General features: G+C 63.8%; 17 protein-coding genes. 6 read left to right on the forward strand and 11 right to left on the reverse strand.

What is annotated here, in order from left to right:
* Nucleotide 1 precedes the first annotated feature (1 nt).
* Entirely contained in the window at nt 2-1,063 is a 1,062-nt protein-coding gene (locus tag LNV09_RS00290) for an ABC transporter ATP-binding protein (RefSeq protein ID WP_263555073.1), read from the forward strand.
* A 263-nt stretch (nt 1,064-1,326) separates the two neighbouring features.
* Here the strand turns inward: LNV09_RS00290 and LNV09_RS00295 are convergent, their stop codons facing one another.
* The 4 genes from LNV09_RS00295 to LNV09_RS00310 are packed head-to-tail and all read right to left on the reverse strand — an operon-like array spanning nt 1,327 to nt 6,666.
* Nucleotides 1,327-2,157 carry a polysaccharide deacetylase family protein gene (locus LNV09_RS00295; RefSeq protein ID WP_263555074.1) on the reverse strand — a complete coding sequence of 277 codons (831 nt, stop codon included), beginning with the start codon at nt 2,155-2,157 and terminating at the stop codon, nt 1,327-1,329.
* Nucleotides 2,158-2,190: 33 nt separating this feature from the next.
* Complete coding sequence (locus LNV09_RS00300) at nt 2,191-4,344, reverse strand: formylglycine-generating enzyme family protein (RefSeq protein ID WP_263555075.1); 2,154 nt, start codon at nt 4,342-4,344, stop codon at nt 2,191-2,193.
* Between the two features lie 46 nt (nt 4,345-4,390).
* Entirely contained in the window at nt 4,391-5,290 is a 900-nt protein-coding gene (locus LNV09_RS00305; RefSeq protein ID WP_263555076.1) for a glycoside hydrolase family 16 protein, read from the reverse strand.
* A gap of 23 nt (nt 5,291-5,313) precedes the next feature.
* Nucleotides 5,314-6,666, reverse strand: a complete 1,353-nt coding sequence (locus LNV09_RS00310; protein ID WP_263555077.1) for an ABC transporter substrate-binding protein — start codon at nt 6,664-6,666, stop codon at nt 5,314-5,316.
* 212 nt (nt 6,667-6,878) lie between these two features.
* Between LNV09_RS00310 and LNV09_RS00315 the strand changes: the two genes are divergently transcribed.
* On the forward strand, nt 6,879-7,550 hold the full coding sequence (locus tag LNV09_RS00315; protein WP_263532891.1) for a response regulator: 672 nt from the start codon (nt 6,879-6,881) through the stop codon (nt 7,548-7,550).
* Between the two features lie 99 nt (nt 7,551-7,649).
* Nucleotides 7,650-9,170, forward strand: coding sequence for a sensor histidine kinase (locus LNV09_RS00320; protein WP_263555078.1), 1,521 nt, complete (start codon nt 7,650-7,652; stop codon nt 9,168-9,170).
* On the opposite strand, the gene rodA is transcribed toward LNV09_RS00320, so the two are convergent.
* The 5 genes from rodA to LNV09_RS00345 form a co-directional block, all read right to left on the reverse strand.
* A complete protein-coding gene (gene rodA / locus LNV09_RS00325) occupies nt 9,161-10,315 on the reverse strand; it encodes a rod shape-determining protein RodA (RefSeq protein ID WP_263555079.1) in 1,155 nt (384 codons plus the stop codon). The two genes, LNV09_RS00320 and rodA, sit on opposite strands and share 10 nt — an antisense overlap.
* Nucleotides 10,312-12,468, reverse strand: coding sequence for a penicillin-binding protein 2 (mrdA, locus tag LNV09_RS00330; RefSeq protein ID WP_263555080.1), 2,157 nt, complete (start codon nt 12,466-12,468; stop codon nt 10,312-10,314). The genes rodA and mrdA overlap by 4 nt, the downstream gene beginning before the upstream one ends.
* Before the next feature lie 31 nt (nt 12,469-12,499).
* On the reverse strand, nt 12,500-13,021 hold the full coding sequence (gene mreD / locus LNV09_RS00335) for a rod shape-determining protein MreD (RefSeq protein ID WP_263555081.1): 522 nt from the start codon (nt 13,019-13,021) through the stop codon (nt 12,500-12,502).
* Nucleotides 13,018-13,983, reverse strand: coding sequence for a rod shape-determining protein MreC (gene mreC, locus LNV09_RS00340; RefSeq protein WP_263555082.1), 966 nt, complete (start codon nt 13,981-13,983; stop codon nt 13,018-13,020). Before mreC ends, mreD begins: the two co-directional genes overlap by 4 nt.
* Before the next feature lie 213 nt (nt 13,984-14,196).
* A complete protein-coding gene (locus tag LNV09_RS00345; protein ID WP_263555083.1) occupies nt 14,197-15,240 on the reverse strand; it encodes a rod shape-determining protein in 1,044 nt (347 codons plus the stop codon).
* Between the two features lie 323 nt (nt 15,241-15,563).
* Between LNV09_RS00345 and gatC the strand changes: the two genes are divergently transcribed.
* From gatC to gatB, 3 genes are read left to right on the forward strand one after another with little or no spacing between them, the layout of a single operon-like run.
* Nucleotides 15,564-15,863: an Asp-tRNA(Asn)/Glu-tRNA(Gln) amidotransferase subunit GatC gene (gene gatC / locus LNV09_RS00350; protein WP_263555084.1), complete on the forward strand. Its 300-nt coding sequence runs from the start codon at nt 15,564-15,566 to the stop codon at nt 15,861-15,863.
* Nucleotides 15,863-17,362: an Asp-tRNA(Asn)/Glu-tRNA(Gln) amidotransferase subunit GatA gene (gene gatA / locus LNV09_RS00355; protein WP_263555085.1), complete on the forward strand. Its 1,500-nt coding sequence runs from the start codon at nt 15,863-15,865 to the stop codon at nt 17,360-17,362. The genes gatC and gatA overlap by 1 nt, the downstream gene beginning before the upstream one ends.
* Nucleotides 17,363-17,364: 2 nt before the next feature.
* A complete protein-coding gene (gene gatB, locus LNV09_RS00360) occupies nt 17,365-18,825 on the forward strand; it encodes an Asp-tRNA(Asn)/Glu-tRNA(Gln) amidotransferase subunit GatB (protein WP_263555086.1) in 1,461 nt (486 codons plus the stop codon).
* A gap of 1 nt (nt 18,826) precedes the next feature.
* Here gatB and LNV09_RS00365 read toward each other — a convergent pair whose 3' ends face one another.
* Entirely contained in the window at nt 18,827-19,510 is a 684-nt protein-coding gene (locus LNV09_RS00365) for a hypothetical protein (protein ID WP_263555087.1), read from the reverse strand.
* Nucleotides 19,510-20,187, reverse strand: a complete 678-nt coding sequence (pyrE, locus tag LNV09_RS00370) for an orotate phosphoribosyltransferase (protein ID WP_263555088.1) — start codon at nt 20,185-20,187, stop codon at nt 19,510-19,512. The genes LNV09_RS00365 and pyrE overlap by 1 nt, the downstream gene beginning before the upstream one ends.
* Between the last annotated feature and the right edge of the window lie 75 nt (nt 20,188-20,262).

A 20,262-nucleotide genomic window follows, 5' to 3' on the forward strand; every position in this document is an offset into this window, starting at 1 on the left:
AATGGGACAGGTTTCACTGCGCGGCATCCGCAAAAGCTACGACAAGATCGAAATCATCAAAGGCATCGATCTGGAGGTGCGCGACGGCGAGTTCATGGTCTTTGTCGGGCCGTCGGGCTGCGGCAAGTCGACCACCTTGCGCATGATTGCCGGGCTGGAAGAGATCAGCGCCGGCGAGCTGCAGATCGCCGGCGTGCGCGCCAATGAGGTGCGCCCGGCCGACCGTGGTGCCGCCATGGTGTTTCAGAGTTATGCGCTGTACCCGCATATGACGGTGGCCGAGAATATGGGCTTCGCGCTGAAGATGGCGGGCGAGTCCAAGGCCCAGCGCGCGGCCCAAGTGGCACGCACCGCCGAGGTCTTGCGTATCACCGATCTGCTCGGCCGCTACCCCAAGGAGCTGTCCGGCGGCCAGCGCCAGCGGGTCGCGATCGGGCGCGCGATCGTGCGCAAGCCCAAGGTCTTTTTGTTCGATGAGCCCTTGTCCAATCTGGACGCGGCGCTGCGCGTCAATATGCGTATCGAACTGTCCCGGCTGCACAAGGAACTCGGCACGACGATGATTTACGTCACCCATGATCAGGTCGAGGCAATGACCATGGGTGACCGCATCGCGGTCTTCAACCAGGGGCGCATCGAGCAGCTCGGCGCGCCGCTGGAGCTTTACGAGCGCCCGGCGAATGAGTTCGTCGCCGCCTTTATCGGCGCGCCACGGATCAATTTCATTGACCAGCCGATGGCAAGGGCGGCCAGCACGGCGCACCAAGGCCTATGGGCAAGATTGCTGGCAAACAGCAATGACCTGGCTGCCAAACGCGTGGGCATGCGGGCAGAGCATGTACGCCTGGTCGCCGCCGAGCAAGGCATCCCGGCCCAGGTCGAGTTGGCCGAACATCTGGGCGACAGCTCGATTCTGTATCTGCGCATCGAGGGCCTGCCGGATCTGCTCAGCGCCAAGGTCGGCGCGGGCCACAGCGGCATTCAGGCTGGCCAACGGGTTGGTCTGGATGTGGACGCAGCGGCGGCGCTGCGCTTTGGCGCGGATGCTTGTTTGTTGGGTTGACCGGGCACAGCACGGCAAAGAGCAGCTCTGATCATCGACTCATTTTCGCCAACACCGAAGCGCATTCATCCCCTCCATCCTGGCTCACTATTCTTGCTCGCAGGAGTCATCTGAAAGTGGATGCCAACTGGATTTTGGCCAGGATGGAGGGGATGAAGGGGTCAAAGAACGAGTGGCCGATCCAGGGCCGTCTTTTCAACTTTGAGGCCTGCTGTTCAGAACTGTCATGCGCGCTGAGCATTGCTGGGCCAGCAGCAGACCGTTCACTTTGAAGTTGAAGCTGCCCTCAAGCCCTTCACATACTTCATGATGTTCAAGAACGTATCGGTCCAATACAGCTCCCGGTGTGCGGCCAAGTAACTGAGCAGTTCGGCATGCGCCTGCATCGACACGCTGAGGTGGTCGCCGCCGATGCCGTGAAAAGTGAAGTTGATCATCGTTCCTGCCTCGGCCGCCTGTTCGACCAAGGCGATCAGCTGCGCACCGCTGGCATCCACGGGCACGAAGACCTCGACCGCATAGGGGTCGAGCTTGGCCATATCGGGCACGAGGCCACCCACCTTGGCCTTGATCGCGACAAAGTCGCCCTTGATCAAATCCAGGTAGTTCTGCCCACCGGCCAAGAGATCGGTGCAGGGCGCGGTGAAGCTGCGCTGGGTTTGGCCGTCAATTGCCCGCAGCAAGGTGTTGCCGACGCGAATTTGCGCCGCGATCTGGCTGGCGCTGATCTTGTCCAGATCGTTGTCGGCACTGACCCAAGCGCGGTCGGGGCCGGCGCGCGAGCATTGGTGAAACAGCGTGTGATTGCCGAGTTCATGGCCGGCGGCCGCCGCAGCGCGCCACTCGTTCATGCGGCGGCTGACGACGTCGCTGCTCAGCGTCAAGTAAAAGCTGCCGCGCAGGCCGGCCCGATTCAAGGCCGGAATGGCGTTATCGAGCTGGCTGTTCAGCGCGTCGTCATAGGCCAGGCTGACCGCTGCGCGCTCGCCCTTGGGCCATTGAAAGGGCTGGCCTTCCGCACCACGGGCAGAGGCCGTTAGATTCAGCAAAGCGGTGGCCAGGAACAAGGCCTGGGCGGTCTTCATCTTCCACATCGAACAGTTCCAGCCTTTCAAAAAATAACGGCTTCAACCCCCATCCATCACACAGCGAAAACCGATGGTGCCGGCCCGGTCTTTGGACGGCGCCATCAGCAGGTATTTGCCATGTTCGTTCAGCTTCAAGGCCGACGGGAAGTACCAGTGCGAGCCTTGGGGCCGATAGTAGCTGCCGCCGCGCAGCACGGCTGCGCGGGTGTGCTCGTCGGCGAATTCATCGGTCCATTGCCAGACCAAGCCCACCAGGTCCTCGACCCCAAACGGGCCGGCGCCCAAGGGGTGCGTGCCGACCGGGGCGGGCGGCGGCATGTCCCGCTCGGTGGCGGGCGTGGGTGCAGCGGCGGCCAGCCATTGATTGCCCCAGGGGTAGAGGCGCCCGTCGCTGCCTTGCGCCGCGTATTGCCACTCCCACTCATGCGGCAGACGCTTGCCGGCCCATTGGCAATAGGCGCGCGCGTCTTCGATCGACACCCAGGTGACGGGGCGCTGGGCATCGCCCGGCTTTGGACTGGGCCCGCCCCATGCTTTCAGGAAGTTATGTGCATCGGCGGGCTGGTAGCCGGCGGCGTCGATGAAGGCCTTGAACTGGGTGTTGGTGACCGGGTGGCGATCGATGAAGAAGCGCTTGATCGCCATGCGGTGCAGATGGGCGCGCCGGGGCAAAGCCTCCCAGGGGTATTGCACATCCATGCCGGGGCGGTTCTCGCCTTCGATCTCGACACCGGTGACGCGAAAGTCAAACTCGCCGGCGGGGATCATCACCATGCCGCTAGGTGCCTGGCTGGCAGGCCTTGTAGCGGCAATTGGCAGCATCGCCTGCGGCAGCGGCTTCCATTCGGCGGAGTAGGCGCTCAAGGGCTGGCTGGCCCGAGCCTGCTGCGCTGTTAAGAATGCCGCAAGATCGGCCGGCAATGCGCCGCCGTCCAGACCGAGCACCGCACCGTAACCGAGCGGCTCCATCGCTAAGCTCAACACAGCCTCGGAACCGCTGACCTTGGCCGCTAGCTCCACACCGCGCCACAGATCGAAATAGCGCCGTCCCGGCTGATGGGCCAGCTTGATGATGGCCTCATCGAGCGCAAAGGCATTGCGGTTGACCAGTGTCCACAGCGTGCGGCCTTGTCCTGCAATGCTGCCTGAGAAGCTGCTCGCGTAGACGCCGTAATGCTGCGTCGGCAGATGCGGCACCCAATCCGGGCTGTTCAGCAGCTCGGGCACGGCGCGGTAGATGTTCGCGATGCGGCGCAGTGCCTCGGCATCGCGCGGCGTGAATTGGTTCCACCAACCCCAGATGTTCTCCCAGCTCTGGATGCCAGCGCCGTTGAACAAGGCCGCTTGCATGATGTTGTGGCGGTCGGTGGCCCAGCGGTCGCTGACATGGATCAGATGGCGCGGCTCCAACCATTTCCATTTGCTGACCATAGGCACAAACGGCGTCTCCCAATAACCCCAGCTCTGCTGATTGAAGGCCAGCATCGCCTCGTCCTTGAAGGACAGCTCGGGCTGCAGCAGCAAAGCCCGGCCACTCGCGTCGGCCGCCTTGCGGTAGGCCAGCGGCAGGCCGTCCATGGTGTCGCCATTGATGCCGTCGGCGCCGATCTCGGCCAGCAGCGCGGCGATGGCTTCGGGCATGGGCCGACCCTCGTCGCGCGAGCCGTTGTCCCAGGGCAGGACGGGAAGCAACACGCGTACACCTCGGCTTTGAAAATCCTTGACCAGCTGACGCAGCGCCGGCAGACCGCCGGGCAGGTCGCGCAACATATCCCATTGGTTGCGGTCGTCGATGCCGATATTCGGATAGACCGGCCACAGCAACACGCTGTCGATGCCGCCATAGCGCTGATTCAGGTCGGCGAGGTAGCGCTCGGGTGTGTAGCGCCGCGCTTGTGGGTCGTAGAGATAGCGGTCCTCCATCATCGCTTGCGGCTGCACGAAATTGCGCTGCGTCCAGAGCAGCTCGGGGCGGCGGTATTGCGCATCCTCGTAGCCGATCGCCTTGAGCTGCTGCTGCCGCCAGACGCGCATCGCCTGCAGCCAGGGCTCAAACTCACCGGCACTGTCACGCTGCCAGTTGTTCATGCGCGCCTGCCAGTCGGGCTCGCCGCGGTCTTCTTGCGCCGGGCCGGCGATCTGGCTGCCGCGTGGCTTGATCTCGACCGGCGCTGCTTGGGCGTGCAGGTTCATGGTTAGCAGTCCGCTCAGGAGCAAGAAGCCCGCTACGATGCGTCGCTTACTGGGCTTGCTGATAGACGCGCACATGCTCGACTTCCATGCGTATGGGCAATGCGGCGTCATCGACAGCACCGCCGAGATCGCCGCCGATGGCAATATTCAGAATCAAGAACTGCGGCGCGTCGAAAGGCCAGGCAGCCTTGCCGGTCTTGGCGTTGGGGTAGACGGCATGGGGCTTGCCGTCGATGCCAAAGCGCACGCCCTCCGCCGTCCAATGCATCTGGTAGTTATGGAAGGCGCTGCAGGCGCCAGCGACCTGGGTCTCGCCGCCCTTGCCATGGGCGCCGCTGCCGGCCGTGGTGTGGACGGTGCTGAAGACCTTGGTGGGCTCGTTGCCGATCTGCTCCATGATGTCCAGCTCGCCGCCGGCTGGCCATTCGCCCTGGCTGGCCAACATCCAGATCGCCGGCCAACTGCCCTTGCCGCAAGGCAGCTTGGCGCGGATCTCGAAGAAGCCGTAGGTCCACTCGGCTTTGCCGGCGGTGATCAGGCGGGCCGAGCTGTAGCGTTGGCCGCCCCAGTCGGCTTGCTTGTCCATGGCCTCCAAGCGCGCGGTGATGATGAGCTTGCCGTCTTGCACGGCCGAGTTCTCCGCCCGCGCATGGCTGTAGTACTGCAGCTCCTTGTTGTGCCAGCCCTGCTTGTTCATGCCGGTGTCATAGGCCCATTTGGCCGGGTCCGGCAGGCCGGCTCGGTCGAATTCATCGGACCAGACCAACTTGTAGCTGGCCGGGACGCTGAGCGTTTGCATTTGCGTTTGCGCTGGTGGTGCCGGTGTCTGAGCAGGCGCGGGCGCCACATCAGCCCCGCCCGAACCGCAGGCGGCCAGGGCCAGGCCGGCGATCAAGGGTGTCCAGCAGCGGCGTTGGGCAATGAATTGGGTGAAGGGAGTCGGCATGGTGAGCTGAGTTGAGTTGGAGTTCATCGGTGGGCGCGCCGCTCAAGCAGGGCGTGGGCGTCGGCGAGCGCGCTGCGAATCGACTTGCCACGGTTCAAGACATTGTCGAGTTCGGTGCCAATCACTTCATCGGCAAAAGGGTCTTGCTTGTGCACCGGCGCGGCGCTGATGCGTCGCGCCGCCCGCCGCCACAACTGCCTTGCGGGCTGGCCGCCCAGAAATGCCACCGGCGCGTCAAAAAACGGGTCTTCATGCGTGGCCAGCAGGGCCGGGAAGGCATCATGCGTTTTGAAGGCGGTCAACTGGCGCTCGCGGTCCAGCGTCATCAGCTGGATGAACTGCCAGGCCAGCAGCTTGCGGGCCGGTTCGGCCTTGCGCGGCATCGCATAAAAGGCGCCGCCATAGCCCGCGTTGGCGCCCTCGGGCAGCTCGGACGCACGCCACAAGCCTGCTGTTTGCGGCGCGATCCAGTTGCTCAGCTGGCCGACCAACCAGGCACCCGACAGCTCGGTGGCCAGCGTGCCGCGTTTGAAGCCCTCGGCCCATTCATTCGACCAGGCGGTGACGCGCGCATCCAGCCCCTGCCTGCGGACCTGGAGCGCCACTTCAAAAGCGCGCACAAATCGCGCCGAGGTGACCAGCACGCGGGAGTCTTGGTCGAAATAGAGGCCCTCGCCGGGCTGAATGCCGGTGCGGATCAAGATGTCTTTGATTTCCTGCACATGGGCGATTAAATAGGCGCCGGTCAGCTTTTTGATGCGGGCGCCGGCGGCGACATAGCCGTCCCAGGAACGCGTTAGCTCAGCGGCGTCGACGCCGGCGCGAGCCAGAATGTCTTGGCGATAGAGCAGGGTGCCGGGGCCGATATCGGTCGGCACCGCGACGACGGCGCCGTTGCGGGCCAGCGCTTGATCAAAGGCATAAGGCACCAACAGCTGGCGATAGCGGCCCAAGTCATAGGGCGCTTGTGCCAGGTTCTCCAGCCCGCCGCCCTGAGCAAAGCGGCCGAGCTTGCTGGACTCCAGCGCCAGCACGTCGGGCAGCAGCACGGCGGTAGACAGCGCCGTGATCATGGCGGTGTGGTGGTCAGCGTATTGGCGCGTGACGACCTTGATGTGCACCTGCGGGTGCAGGCGCTGCCAGGCAGGAATGGCCGCACGGGCGATTTCGTCGACGAGTGGGAAGGCAGCGACCGTCAGCGTGATGCTTGCGCCGGCCCCCGCCTCCGCAGTCGCACTCGCACTCGCACTCGCAGTCGCAGTCGCACCTGCCCGGTCGGCAGCACCCAAAGCCAGCAAGGCTCCGGCCGCGCCACCTGCGAGCAGCGCACGACGCGTCGGCCCCGGCGGTTGCAGCGAGGCGGTTCTTGCTGGCATCAGATTTGTCTCCGTCTATCTTTTTTGAAAGCGCTTTCATAATATATGCCAAGCGCTGCGTTCTGGCATTTCTGGCTAACCCTAAGCCGGCCTGAGCAAGTCTGCATGTGCCGAGGCGGGCGGGCCGACCTGCGCGGCATGATCTCCATTTCGCCCCGGAAGCTGCGGCCTCCTAGAATGCGCTCACCAAAGATCAAGAACGGAGACACCCGATGCGCATCCTGATTGCGGAAGATGATCAAGTGCTGGCCGATGCGCTGCTGCGTTCGCTGCGCGCCTCCGGCTATGCGGTCGATCAAGTCAGCAATGGCAGCGAGGCCGACGCCGCCCTGGCCTCGCATGAGTTCGATCTGGTGATTCTCGATCTGGGTCTGCCCAAGCTGCATGGCCTGGAGGTCTTGCGCAAGCTGCGTGCGCGCGGCTCCTCGATGCCGGTGTTGATTTTAACGGCGGCCGACAGCGTCGAGCAGCGCGTCAAAGGCCTGGACTTTGGGGCCGACGACTTCATGGCCAAGCCCTTCTCGCTGCAGGAGCTCGAAGCACGTGTGCGGGCCTTGACCCGGCGCGGCCTTGGCACGGCGTCCAGCGTCATCAAGCATGGCCCCTTGAGCTTTGATGCAACCGGGCGGGTGGCCTATATCAATGACCAGATGATCGAGCTGTCGGCGCGCGAGCTGAGCCTGCTAGAAGTGCTGCTGCAGCGCGCCGGCCGGCTGGTCAGCAAGGACCAGTTGGTGGAACGCCTGTGTGAATGGGGTGAAGAAGTCAGCAATAACGCCATCGAAGTCTATATCCACCGCCTGCGCAAGAAGATCGAGCAGGGGCCGATCCGCATCGCCACCGTGCGCGGCCTTGGCTATTGCCTAGAGAAAATCGCCCCCTGATGACATGGGGCACCCCGATGGCCGCTTACAGCCATCGACCCTCCGAGAGGGTCGGGCCTTGCTTGGGGCGGCCCGGCGCTGTGATCCGGACAAGGCCGAATGAGCGCTGATCCGGCAGAAAAGGGTCAGCGCTCGCTGTTTGGCGAGATCCTCGACTGGATGCTGGCGCCGCTGCTGCTGATCTGGCCGATCAGCGTGGCGCTGACCTGGCTGGTCGCGCAAGGCATCGCCAGCAAGCCCTATGACCGCGAGCTCGGCGAGATGGCGCGCACGCTGGGCCTGCAAGTTGCCGCCGCCGAGCCCAATCTGCGCGGCGGGCGCTCCAAGTACGCGCTGGCGCCCGAAGCGGCGGCGCTCCTGCGCGCCGATGAAACCGACACCGTGTTCTACCAGGTGCTGGGCCTGAGCGGTGAGCTGCTGAACGGCGACGCGTCTCTGCCGGTGCCGCCCGAGGAAGATCAGATCGTGCCCTGGGAGCTGCATTTTCGCGACGACGAGATCGGCAATGAGCGGGTTCGCGTCGCCTACATCTGGGTCGCGCCAGAAGGCACGGCCGGCTCAAGCAAGACCATGTTGGTGCAGGTGGCCGAGACATTAGGAAAACGCTCGCGCCTGACCAACGAAATCATCAAGGGCGTGATCCTGCCGCAGTTTGTGATCCTGCCACTGGCGGTCTTGCTGGTCTGGCTGGCGCTGGCGCGCGGCATTGCGCCGCTGAATGAATTGCAGCGCCGCATTCGCTCACGCGACAGCTCCGACCTGAGTCCGATCGACGAGCTGCGCATCCCCGATGAAGTGGCACCACTGGTGCGCGCGATCAATGATTTGCTGGCGCGGCTGGATCAATCCATCAGCAGCCAAAAGCATTTTCTGGCCGACGCCGCCCACCAACTGAAAACGCCGCTCGCCGGCCTGCGCGCGCAAGCCGAGTTCGCTCAAGCGCAGATTGACGAAGGGCATAGCGAGCCGGCCGAGCTGAAGCGCTCACTGCAGCAAATCTCGCTGAGCAGCCAGCGCGCCGCGCATATGGTCAACCAGTTGCTGGCGATGGCGCGGGCCGAGGACAAAGAACATGCGGCGAGGCGCAGCGAGGTCAATCTGGCCGAGCTGGCGATCGAGACGGTGCGCGACTTTGTGCCGCGCGCGCTCGATAAACGCATTGACCTGGGCTATGAAGGCCCGGCCGAGGAGCAAAGCGGGCTGCGCGTATTGGGGCATCCGCTGTTGATTCGCGAGCTGATCCGCAACCTGGTCGACAACGCGCTGCTCTACACGCCGACCGCCGGCACCGTCACCGTGCGCGTGGTCGAAGACCCGTTCGGCCAGGTCAGCGTCTTGCAGGTGGAAGACACCGGGCCGGGCATTCCCGAGTCGGAACGCGACAAGGTCTTTCAGCCTTTTTACCGAGCGCTGGGAACCAATGTCGACGGCTCGGGGCTGGGGCTGGCGATCGTGCGCGAGATCGCCGGGCAACATGATGCGGAAGTCAGCCTCGATGACACACGCCAGCGCCGGCCGGGGCAAAACGATGCCATGGGCCAAGGCCCGGGCGCACGCTTCACGGTGCGCTTCGCTGCGCACCCAGCCGGACCAGCCAGGGCGCCGCAGGCTCAGGACTGATTGAAACGCCGGCTCTTGGCGATCGCCATCAACAGCCCCAGACTGATGCCCAGCATGACCATCGCCGTGCCGCCATAACTGATGAAAGGCAGGGGCACGCCGACCACCGGCAAGATGCCGCTGACCATGCCCATATTGACGAACACATAGGTAAAGAAGCTCATCGTCACGGCGCCCCCCATCAGGCGCGAGAACATCGTCGGCGCACTCGACGCGATCATCAGGCCGCGCAGAATCAAGCCCGAAAACCCGACCAACAGCGCCATCGCGCCGACCAGCCCGAACTCTTCACCAAAAGCGGCAAAGATGAAATCGGTGGTGCGCTCGGGGATGAACTCCAGGTGGGTTTGCGTGCCCTGCATAAAACCCTTGCCGGTGATGCCGCCGGAGCCAATCGCGATGCCGCCCTGGATGATGTGAAAGCCCTTGCCCAAAGGGTCCTTGGTCGGGTCCAGCAGCGTGCAGACGCGGTTCTTTTGATACTCGCGCAGCACTGGCCAGGTCACGTCGGGCTGGCAAATCGCCTCTTCGCTCATGATGAGCGCCGTGACCGCCGCCGCACCCAGCACAAAGGCCGGCAAGATCAAACGCCAGGACAGGCCGGCAAAAAAGATCACGTAGAGGCCCGCTGCCGCGATCAAGATGGCGGTGCCCAGGTCGGGCTGCTTGGCCACCAGACCCACCGGCAGCAGCAGCAACACAAAGGCGGCGATGAAGTCGGGCAGGCGCAAAGCGCCCTCGCGTTTTTGGAACCACCAGGCCAGCATCAAGGGCGTGGCGATCTTCAGCAATTCAGACGGCTGAATCACGACGCCAATATTGAGCCAGCGCGTGGCCCCCTTCTTGGTGATGCCGAACAGCGCCGTGGCCAGCAAGAGCGCCAAGCCGACCGTGTAAAGCGGGATCGCCAGCGCCATCACGCGCTGCGGCGGGATCTGCGCGACCAGAAAGATCACCGCGATCGACAACAGCATATTGCGGCCATGGTCGACGAAGCGGGTGCCATGATCAAAGCCGGCCGAATACATCGACACCATGCCTATGCCCATCAGCCAGGCGATGGCCAGCAAGAGCGGGATGTCAAAGCCGGCGAACATCGGCTTGAGGTGCTGCCAAAGACTGGGCTTTTTGAACACATCGGTCATCGCGAAGCTCCGGATGCTGGGGCCAAGGCGCTGGCAGGCGGCGCACTGGCCGGTCGAACTGCGGGTTTGCTCACTGTGGAAGCTGCCGGCGCGGCCCGAGCCGCAGCGGCAGCCGAACTTGCCACAGTAGGAGCAGGAGCGGAAGCAGAGGCAGGAGCAGAAGCAGAAGGCGCAGCCGAGGCCGCCGCTGCCGCCGCATCGGCGGCGCTGCCCGGCAAAGGCATATCGGCCGCGACCCGCGGCTTGCCGACCGGCGCGGTGGTCTTGCCTTGCTGAGTCAGCACGATGTCTTCCTCGCTCGGGTATTGGCCCATCAACACATAGTCGAACAGGCGCCGGGCAATCGGCGCGGCCGAGGTCGAACCGAAGCCGGCGTTCTCGACGATCACCGCCAACGCAATCGTCGGTGCTTCGATCGGCGCGAAGGCGACATAGAGCGAATGGTCGCGCTTGCGCTCATCGGCCTTGATGTCCTTGTACTTCTCCCCAGCTCGCAGTCCCACCGCCTGCGCCGTGCCGGTCTTGCCGCCGCTCTTGTAGCCGGCACCGGCAAACACCGCGCGCGAGGTGCCTTCTACCGTCACACCATGCATGGCGTTAAGAATCACGTCGACCTGCTCGGGCTTGAGCGGCAGCGGCGGCAGCGCGTCGCTGGCCACGCGGCGCTGCTCATGCTTGACGACGTCCTGGATTTCGCGCACCAAGCGCGGCTTGTAGCGCAAACCGGCCGAGGACAGGGTCGAGGTGGCCGTCGCCAATTGCAGCATGGTGAAGTTGTTGTATCCCTGACCGATCCCCAAAGAAATAGTTTCACCGGCATACCATTTTTGCTGCTCGGGCTTCTTGAAGCGCTTGCGCTTCCAGGCGGTGGACGGCAGGTCGCCGGTCAGCTCGCCGATCAGATCGATCTCGGTCTTGCGCCCGAAGCCGAAGGGCTCCAGCTGATCATGGATCAGATCGACCCCCATCTCATTGGCCAGGCTGTAGAAGTAGACATTGCTGGAACTGACGATGGCCAAGCGCATGTCTTTAGGGCCGGGCCGGTCGACCTCGGGGCTGCCGAAGGTGCGCCCGCCGAAGCTGTACGTTAGGTTATCCTGGATGACCAGGCTGGGCGAGCGCTTGCCCGAGTTCAGGGCCGCCATCGCCATAAAGGGCTTGAAGGTCGAGCCCGGCGGGTAGGTGCCGCGCATCGCCCGGTTCAACATCGGCTTGTCGATGTTCTCGTTCAGCTCGCGCCAGTTGTCGGCGTCGATACCGTCGACAAACAAGTTGGGGTCAAAGGTCGGCTTGGACACAAAGGCCAGCACCTCGCCATTGCGCGGGTCAATCGCGACCAGCGCCCCACGGCGATCTTTGTAAAGCTCCTCCACCAAGGCCTGCAGGCGGATGTCGATCGACAGCACCAGCGTGTTGCCCGGCGTCGGCGGCTTGTGGGCGAGCCGGCGCACGGCGCGCCCGCCGGCGCTGGTTTCCAGCTGCTCGAAGCCGGTGATGCCGTGCAGCTCGCGCTCATACGCCTGCTCCAGGCCCAGCTTGCCGATGTATTCGGTGCCACGGTAATTGGCGAAGTCTTCTTCCTCCCACTCGTCCATGGCCTTCTTCTCGGCCTGGTTGATGCGGCCGATATAGCCGATCAAATGCGCGCCGACCTCGCCCAGCGGGTAGCTGCGGAACAGCCTCGCCTTGATCTCGACGCCGGGAAAGCGGAAGCGCTGCGCGGTGAATTTGGCCACCTCGGTGTCGGTCAGCTTGGTGCGAATCGGCAGCGACTCGAAATTCTTGCTCTCGCTCATCAGGCGTTTGAGGCGTTTGCGGTCGCGCGGCTGGATCTCTATCACCTGCGCCAAGGCATCGATGGTGGCCTCCAGGTCGTCCACCTTGGAGGGCGTAATTTCCAGCGTATAGGCCGAGTAGTTGCTCGCCAACACCACGCCATTGCGGTCCTTGATCAGGCCTCGGTTGGGCACGATGGGCACGATGGTGGTGCGGTTGGACTCGGCGCGGCCGAGCAGATTGTCGTGTTGCGTGACCTGCAAAAACACCAAGCGTGCGGTCAACAGCCCAAAGCACAAAAGCACGAACAAGCCGGCCGCGACCAAGCGCAGCCTAAAGCCGCCCAGCTCTTGCTGGATGTTTTTCATCACCGTCATGTCGGACGCCAGTAGCCGCTCACAGGGCCACTCACAAAGGCCGATTGGCGTCGCGATCCGGCGCTCGCCGTTGCGGCGCCAGCAGCAACACGGTGGCCAGCGGCCATAGCGCCGCCTCGAACAAGGGCGCCAAGGCCAGTGGCCAACCCGGCCACATGCCGCCCACCGCCATGCGCACCAGCAGCGATACCGCATGGGCCGCCGCGAACAAGGGCAAGACATGGAAGGCCTGCGTCACCAGGCCAAAGCCCGGCAAGCGCCTGTGCAGGCTGACCGCACCGAAGCTCAGCAAGCTATAGCTGAGCGCATGCTGACCGAGCAAAGCGCCATGGTGAACATCGACCAGCAAACCAAAAGCAAAGGCCCAGCTGACGCCGATGCGGCGCGGCTGGTGCACGCCCCAAAACACCAACACCACGGCCAACAGGTCCGGCATCGCCGGCGAGCGGCCGATCGGCACCATATCGACCATCAGCGCCAGAATCAAACTCAGGCCGATGAAGAGCGGATTGGCCGGCATCAAGAGCTGGCCGGAGCCACGCGGCATGATCATTTCTGCCCTCCTTTTGCCGCCACAGCTGCGGCCTTGCGGGCAGTCTTGCCGGCCGCTGCCGACGCGGCTTCAGCCGCCGCAGCCGCCGCAGCTTCGGCCTGCGCCGCCTCATGCTGGGCCAGCGGCTGCAAGACCAGCACATGGCGGGCGCTGTCGGCTTGCGCGATCGGCAGCAAACCAACGCTGGCGAAACTGGTATCCCCGCGCCGCTCGACCAGGCTCACCCGCGCCACCGGCAGGCCAGGCGGATAAACCCCGTCGAGACCCGACGTTACCAAGATGTCGCCCTCCTTGACATCCGCATTGGCGGCCAGAAAGCGCAACTCCATACCGCTGCCGTCGCTGCGCCCGAAGGCTGCGTTACGTTGCTGGGTACGCGAGTTCAATACTGGAATGGCCGCGTCTTTGTCATTCAGCAAAGTCACTTCGGCGCTGAGGCCGTAAACCCTGGTGACCTGACCGAGCACGCCCTTGTCATTGATGACGGGTGAGCCCGGCTGCACGCCGTGACGGCTGCCTCGGTCAATGACCACGCGGCGCGAGTAGGGATCGGTCGCCTCATACAGCACCTCCGCCGACACCGAGCTGACCTGGACGGCGGGACGCAACTCCAGCAGGGCGCGCAGGCGCTGATTCTCGGACTGCAGCTGCTCGGCGCGGCTCAGCCGTTCGGCCTGTTGCACCAGTTGGCGGCGCGCCAGGTTCTCGGCCTCGCGTGCGCTCTCGGTGCCGCGCAGATAGTCTTGCAGGTTTTCCCAAGCGTCCACCGGCGCCAGCAACAGGGTCTGCAAAGGATGCAAGGCCAGTGCCAAGCTCGCCCGCGCCGGCGCCGCCAACTTGAAACGCGCATCGGCCACCATCAAAAACAGCGCCAGCGCCGCGCACAGCAACAGCTTCGTCAGCGCCGAAGCGCCTTGACGAAAGAACGGTGGGGTGTCGCGATCAAAAGGGCCGAGGGACATGGCTCAAAAGATGAATCTAACGGGCCGTAGCGAACGGAGGTGGCTAGGCTGAGGCCGGACAGAAACAGTCCTGAGGACTGTTTGTGCCTGCCGAGGGCCAAGGTCTCTGACCTTGGCGGCCGGAGCACAGCAACCGGAACGTACTTTGGGTACGTGAGGATTGCGAGCACCGCCCAACGACGCCTAGTGCCCGCGCAGTAGGCCTCATCCTATTTACTCGTAGGTGAAGATGGAACCCAGGCGCTCCATGCGCTCCAAGGCCATGCCGCAACCGCGCACCACGCAGGTCAGCGGATCTTCGGCCACCAGCACCGGCAGACCGGTTTCCTCGGCCAGCAGGCGGTCCAGATCGCGCAGCAGCGCGCCGCCGCCGGTCAGCATCATGCCGCGCTCGGCAATATCGGCGCCCAGCTCAGGCGGGGTTTGCTCCAAGGCATTCTTGACCGCAGAGACGATCTGATTCAGCGGGTCGGTCAGCGCCTCCAGGATCTCGTTGGACGAGATCGTGAAGCTGCGCGGCACGCCTTCGGCCAGATTGCGGCCCTTGACTTCGATTTCCTTGACCTCGGAGCCGGGGAAGGCGCTGCCGATGGTCTTTTTGATCATTTCGGCGGTGGGCTCGCCGATCAACATGCCGTAGTTGCGACGGATGTAGTTGATGATGGCCTCGTCGAACTTGTCGCCGCCGACCCTCACGCTGCCCTTGTAGACCATGCCGCCGAGCGAAATCACGCCGACTTCGGTGGTGCCGCCGCCGATGTCGACCACCATCGAGCCCGAGGCCTCGCTGACCGGCAGGCCGGCACCAATTGCGGCCGCCATCGGCTCTTCGATCAAAAACACCTGCGAAGCGCCGGCGCCGAGCGCCGATTCGCGGATCGCACGGCGCTCCACCTGGGTCGAGCCGCAGGGCACGCAAATGATGATGCGCGGGCTGGGGCGCAGCATCTTCGAGTCGTGCACCATCTTGATGAACTGCTTGAGCATCTGCTCGGTGACGGTGAAGTCGGCAATCACGCCGTCCTTCATCGGGCGGATCGCCTCGATATTGCCGGGCACCTTGCCCAGCATGGCCTTGGCTTCGCGGCCGACGGCCTGGATGGTTTTCTTGCCGTTGGGGCCGCCTTCGTGGCGGATCGAGACGACCGAGGGCTCATCCAGCACGATGCCTTTGCCGCGGACGTAAATCAGCGTGTTGGCGGTGCCCAAGTCGATGGCGAGGTCGGTGGAGAAGTAGCGGCGCAGAGAGGCGAACATGGTATTTTTTAAGGCGCTGGGCTTGGCATCTGAGCCCTTGGGCTGGAGATCGCCGGCACATCACGCTTGAAGCGTTGATCGGGGCTGTTGGTGGTGAGCCAGTGCGGGATAGGGGTGGTGAAACAGGAATACTTGGCTTCGCCATATGCAGCGAGGCTGCCTGAGCCTGCACAGCACTCAAAAGTACCGCTTAGCTTACGCAGCCCCGTTGCAATGGAGATAAGCATAGATAATAACTGATCGCCCTCTATTTCTTCATAGCGCGGGCCCTTTGTTCTTCAACTTGGGGCTTTGTTTTTTGTCACTTTCCTCCTTGGTTTGCCATGGCCCTGACCCCACAAGACGTAAGCCGCATTGCCAATTTGGCCCGACTGGAACTGCAAGAGGCCGAGAGCGCCGCCCTGCTGGGCCAGCTCAATGGCTTCTTTTCCATCGTCGAGCAGATGAGCGCGGTGGACACCAGCGGCGTCGAGCCGCTCTACACGCCGCTGTCTGCGGTGCAAGAGGTGAGCCTGCGCCTGCGCGAAGACTTGGTCACGGAGACCAATCAACGTGAACTGAACCAACGCAGCGCGCCCGCGGTCGAGGACGGCCTGTTTCTGGTGCCCAAGGTGATCGAATAATGACGACGACAAATAAAGCATTGCATGATTTGGGTGTGGCCGACTTGAGCCGCGCCTTGGCCGCCAAACAAGTCTCCAGCCAGGAACTGACCCAGCATTTGCTGGCTCGTATCAAGCAATATGAGGGCTTGGGCTGCTTTTTGCACACCGACGCCGAGGCCTCACTGGCCGCCGCGATGGCCGCTGACGCACGCCGCGCGGCCGGCGACGGCGCTGCCCTGCTCGGCATTCCATTGGCGCACAAGGACATCTTCGTCACCAAGGACATGCCGACCACGGCCGGCTCAAAGATCCTTAAGTCTTACCGCAGCCCGTTCGACGCGACCGTGATCAAGCGATTGTTTGCGGCCGGCACCATCTCGTTGGGCAAGCTCAACTGCGACGAGTTCGCGATGGGCTCGGCGAATGAGAACTCGGCTTTTGGCCCCGTGGCCAACCCTTGGGATCATGGCCGCGTACCGGGCGGCTCCTCCGGCGGCTCAGCCGCAGCCGTTGCGGCCCGCCTGCTGCCCGCCAGCACCGGCACCGACACCGGCGGCTCCATCCGCCAGCCGGCCAGTTTCACCGGCATCAGCGGTATCAAGCCGACCTATGGCGTGTGCAGCCGCTACGGCATGATCGCTTTTGCCTCCAGCCTCGACCAAGCCGGCCCGATGGCCCGCTCGGCCGAAGACTGCGCCTTGCTGCTGTCGGCGATGAGCGGCTTCGATGAGCGCGACGCCACCAGCGTGCAGCGGCCACCGCAAGACTTCCACGCACAGATGCTGCAAGTCCGGCCCGGCGCCACGGCGGCCCAGCCCTTGAAAGGCCTGCGCATCGGCCTGCCGCTCGAGTTCTTCCCGGCCGCTCTGGCGGCGGACGTCAACGGTGCCGTGCGCGCCGGTCTGGCGGAGCTGGAAAAGCTCGGCGCCACCCTGGTTGACGTCAGCCTGCCGCGCACCGAGTTGGCGATTCCGGTCTACTACATCATCGCGCCGGCCGAAGCCAGCTCGAACCTGAGCCGCTTTGACGGCGTCAAGTTCGGCCACCGCGCGGCCCAGTACGACGATCTGCTGGACATGTACAAAAAGACCCGTGCCGAAGGTTTCGGCGCCGAAGTCAAACGCCGCATCATGATCGGCAGCTACGTCTTGTCGCACGGTTATTACGACGCCTACTATCTGCAGGCGCAAAAGCTGCGCCGCATGATTGCCGACGACTTCCAGCGCTGCTTCACGCAATGCGATCTGATCGCCGGCCCGGTCGCGCCGACCGTCGCCTGGAAGCATGGCGAAGGCGCCGATGACCCGGTCAAGGCCTACCTGGCCGACATCTTCACCCTGCCCGGCTCCTTGGCCGGCCTGCCGGGCATGAGCGTGCCGGTCGGCGTCGGTGAGGGCGGCATGCCTGTGGGCTTGCAGTTACTCGGCAACTATTTCCAGGAGGGTCAGCTCTTGCATGCGGCCCATGCCTTGCAACAAGCGACCGATTGGCACCTGGCTGCCCCGGCGGGAATCTGAATATGAGCAGCAGTAGCAACAGCAAACTTATTCGCGGCTATGAAGTGGTGATCGGCCTGGAAAACCATGTCCAGCTGTCGACCCAGTCGAAAATTTTCAGCGGCTCCTCGACCGCGTTTGGCGCCGCACCGAACACGCAGGCCTCGCCGGTCGATCTGGCGCTGCCGGGCACGCTGCCGGTCTTGAACCGTGGCGCGGTCGAGCGGGCGATCCGCTTCGGCCTGGCCGTCGGCGCCAAGGTCGCGCCGCTGTCGATCTTTGCACGCAAGAACTATTTCTACCCCGATCTGCCCAAGGGTTATCAGATCAGCCAGTACGAGATCCCGGTCGTGCAGGGCGGGAAGCTGGAGTTCTTTGTCGGTGACGTCAAGCACGTGGTCAACCTGACCCGTGCTCACCTCGAAGAAGACGCCGGCAAGAGCCTGCATGAGGACTATCACGGCCTGACCGGGATCGATTTGAACCGCGCCGGCACGCCGCTGCTGGAGATCGTCTCCGAGCCCGAAATGCGCAGCGGGGCCGAGGCCTGCGAGTACGCCAAGACCCTGCATGCGCTGGTGATGTGGTTGGGTATGTGCGACGGCAATATGCAAGAAGGCTCGTTCCGCAGCGACGTCAATGTGTCGGTGCGCCGCCCTGGTGAGCCTTACGGTACCCGTCGCGAAATCAAAAACCTGAACAGCTTCCGCTACATGTTGCAAGCGGTCGAATACGAGGTGAATTGGCAGATCGACGAGTTGGAAGACGGCCGCGCGATCCAGCAGGCGACGATTCTGTTCAACCCCGACACGGGCGAAACGCGGGCTATGCGCAGCAAGGAAGATGCGGCCGATTACCGCTATTTCCCCGACCCGGATCTGCCGCCGCTCATGATCGCTAACGAGTGGATCGAGCGGGTACGCAGCGAGATGCCTGAGCTGCCCGAGCCGATGGCCAAGCGCTTCCAGAACGAGTTCGGTCTGCCTGCCTACGACGCGGCGATGATGACGCAGAGCAAGGACTTTGGCGCCTTCTTCGAGACAGCGGCGAAGGCCTGCGGTCAGCCGAAACTGGTCGCCAACTGGCTGATGGGCGAGTTCGCGCGCCGACTCAATAACGAAGACCGGCCGCTGTCCAGCAGCCCGGTTGATGCGGCGACGCTGGCCGCGCTGATCTCGCGCATCAGCGACGGCACGATCTCGAACAATGGCGCACGTCAGCTGTTCGAGGCCTTGTGGACCGGGCCTGAGCAGAGTGTCGACACGCTGATCGAGTCCATGGGCTTGAAGCAGATGAGCGATAACACCGAATTGGAGCGCATCCTGGACGAAGTCCTGGCCGCCAATCCGAAGTCGGTCGAGGAGTTCCGCGCCGGCAAGGAAAAGGCCTTCAATGCGCTCGTCGGTCAGGCGATGAAGGCCACCAAGGGCAAGGCGAATCCGACGGCGGTCAATGAGCTCTTGAAGAAGAAGCTCGAGAGCTGAATCAGCGGGGCGCGGACGCTGCAGCATCCGCCGCGCCCTTACCCAGACTGCCCGGCGCAGCACCGGCCCAAAGCCGCTTCAAGAGCAGCAGTTCTTGGTCAAAGCGGCTGCCGATACGCACCAGCTCGGCTTTCTGGTTTTCGATCAACTGCTTTTGCGCGTCGACAGCCGCGTCGTTCGCGTCCATCTGCCGCTTGAGTTTGGCCGGCAAAGGCTTGCCCTTGTAAAACTCGGCCTCGTCCAACAAAGGCTTGCGCTCAAGGGCCAGATCCTTGATACGGTGCTCCGAGATCAGCCGCGCCTTGTTGGCATCGTCGAGCGAACTCGCGCGGGCACGCTGATGCGCGGCTTCATCCGGGTAGCGCATCATCAGGTTGCGATCGCGCCGCACTGCATCCAGCTGCGCCACGCGTTCGGCGGCCAACTTGCGTTCACGCGCCTCATGCGCAGCGCGCTGCTCGGGGGACATCGCCGCAGGCAGTACCGAGCGCAACGAACCATCGGCATTCAACACCCGTTGCTCCACCGCATTGCAATCGCTGATGGGCCGGTCCGAAGTCAGGCGTCGCCCATCGACCGTGGTGCAGGTGTAGATGGCCGCCTTTGGGGCCGGCACGGCCTGTGCCCAGGACAAAGCAGGCGCTAGGGCCGCGACCAGGGCGACCATGACGGTGAGTTTGCCCATCAGACCCCGTAACGATCCCGGTAAGCCTGCACCGCACCCGCATGCGCGGTGGCGCGCTCGTCGCTGGTGGTCTTCAAGAATTCCAACAGATCATGCAGGCCGGCGATAGCGATCACCGGCAAATGCAGTTGCTCGGTCACATATTGCACCGCCGACTTGGGGCTGTCGACACCGTTCTCGACCGCCTTTTCCTGCCGGTCGAGCGCGATCGTGACGCCGCAAGGCGTGGCGCCGGCAGCAGTGATCATCGCGATCGATTCGCGCACCGAGGTGCCGGCGGAGATCACGTCGTCAATGATCAAGACCCGGCCATGCACCGGCGCGCCGACCAGGGTGCCGCCTTCGCCATGATCCTTGGCTTCCTTGCGGTTGTAGGCGAATGGCTTGTTGTGGCCCAAGCGCGCCAGTTCGATGGACAGCGCCGCCGCCAGCGTGATGCCTTTGTACGCCGGGCCGAAGATCATGTCGAATTGCAAACCCGAGGCGATCAGGCGCTGCGCATAAAACTGCGCCAGGCGGCCCAGCTTGGCGCCATCGTCAAACAGGCCAGCGTTGAAGAAATAGGGGCTCAAGCGCCCCGCCTTGGTCTTGAATTCGCCGAAGCGAAGCACACCGGCTTCAACCGCGAACGCGACGAATTCCTGGGCAAGTGGAGCGGGCGTATTGACAGTGGGCATGGGCTTGTATGGCAGGTTCTTTCGCAACATTGTAGGGGCCAAAAAAAGCCCGATCCTGGCTGACGGATCGGGCTT

It is taken from the genome of Paucibacter sp. B2R-40 (assembly GCF_025717555.1).
Taxonomy (GTDB): domain Bacteria; phylum Pseudomonadota; class Gammaproteobacteria; order Burkholderiales; family Burkholderiaceae_C; genus Paucibacter_A.

Coding starts and splice junctions, on each gene's coding strand:
- LNV09_RS00290 (WP_263555073.1), top strand. CDS start 2: ATGGGACAGGTTTCACTGCGCGGCATCCGCAAAAGCTACGACAAGATC.
- LNV09_RS00295 (WP_263555074.1), bottom strand. CDS start 2,157: ATGTGGAAGATGAAGACCGCCCAGGCCTTGTTCCTGGCCACCGCTTTG.
- LNV09_RS00300 (WP_263555075.1), bottom strand. CDS start 4,344: ATGAACCTGCACGCCCAAGCAGCGCCGGTCGAGATCAAGCCACGCGGC.
- LNV09_RS00305 (WP_263555076.1), bottom strand. CDS start 5,290: ATGCCGACTCCCTTCACCCAATTCATTGCCCAACGCCGCTGCTGGACA.
- LNV09_RS00310 (WP_263555077.1), bottom strand. CDS start 6,666: ATGCCAGCAAGAACCGCCTCGCTGCAACCGCCGGGGCCGACGCGTCGT.
- LNV09_RS00315 (WP_263532891.1), top strand. CDS start 6,879: ATGCGCATCCTGATTGCGGAAGATGATCAAGTGCTGGCCGATGCGCTG.
- LNV09_RS00320 (WP_263555078.1), top strand. CDS start 7,650: ATGAGCGCTGATCCGGCAGAAAAGGGTCAGCGCTCGCTGTTTGGCGAG.
- rodA (WP_263555079.1), bottom strand. CDS start 10,315: ATGACCGATGTGTTCAAAAAGCCCAGTCTTTGGCAGCACCTCAAGCCG.
- mrdA (WP_263555080.1), bottom strand. CDS start 12,468: ATGACGGTGATGAAAAACATCCAGCAAGAGCTGGGCGGCTTTAGGCTG.
- mreD (WP_263555081.1), bottom strand. CDS start 13,021: ATGATCATGCCGCGTGGCTCCGGCCAGCTCTTGATGCCGGCCAATCCG.
- mreC (WP_263555082.1), bottom strand. CDS start 13,983: ATGTCCCTCGGCCCTTTTGATCGCGACACCCCACCGTTCTTTCGTCAA.
- LNV09_RS00345 (WP_263555083.1), bottom strand. CDS start 15,240: ATGTTCGCCTCTCTGCGCCGCTACTTCTCCACCGACCTCGCCATCGAC.
- gatC (WP_263555084.1), top strand. CDS start 15,564: ATGGCCCTGACCCCACAAGACGTAAGCCGCATTGCCAATTTGGCCCGA.
- gatA (WP_263555085.1), top strand. CDS start 15,863: ATGACGACGACAAATAAAGCATTGCATGATTTGGGTGTGGCCGACTTG.
- gatB (WP_263555086.1), top strand. CDS start 17,365: ATGAGCAGCAGTAGCAACAGCAAACTTATTCGCGGCTATGAAGTGGTG.
- LNV09_RS00365 (WP_263555087.1), bottom strand. CDS start 19,510: ATGGGCAAACTCACCGTCATGGTCGCCCTGGTCGCGGCCCTAGCGCCT.
- pyrE (WP_263555088.1), bottom strand. CDS start 20,187: ATGCCCACTGTCAATACGCCCGCTCCACTTGCCCAGGAATTCGTCGCG.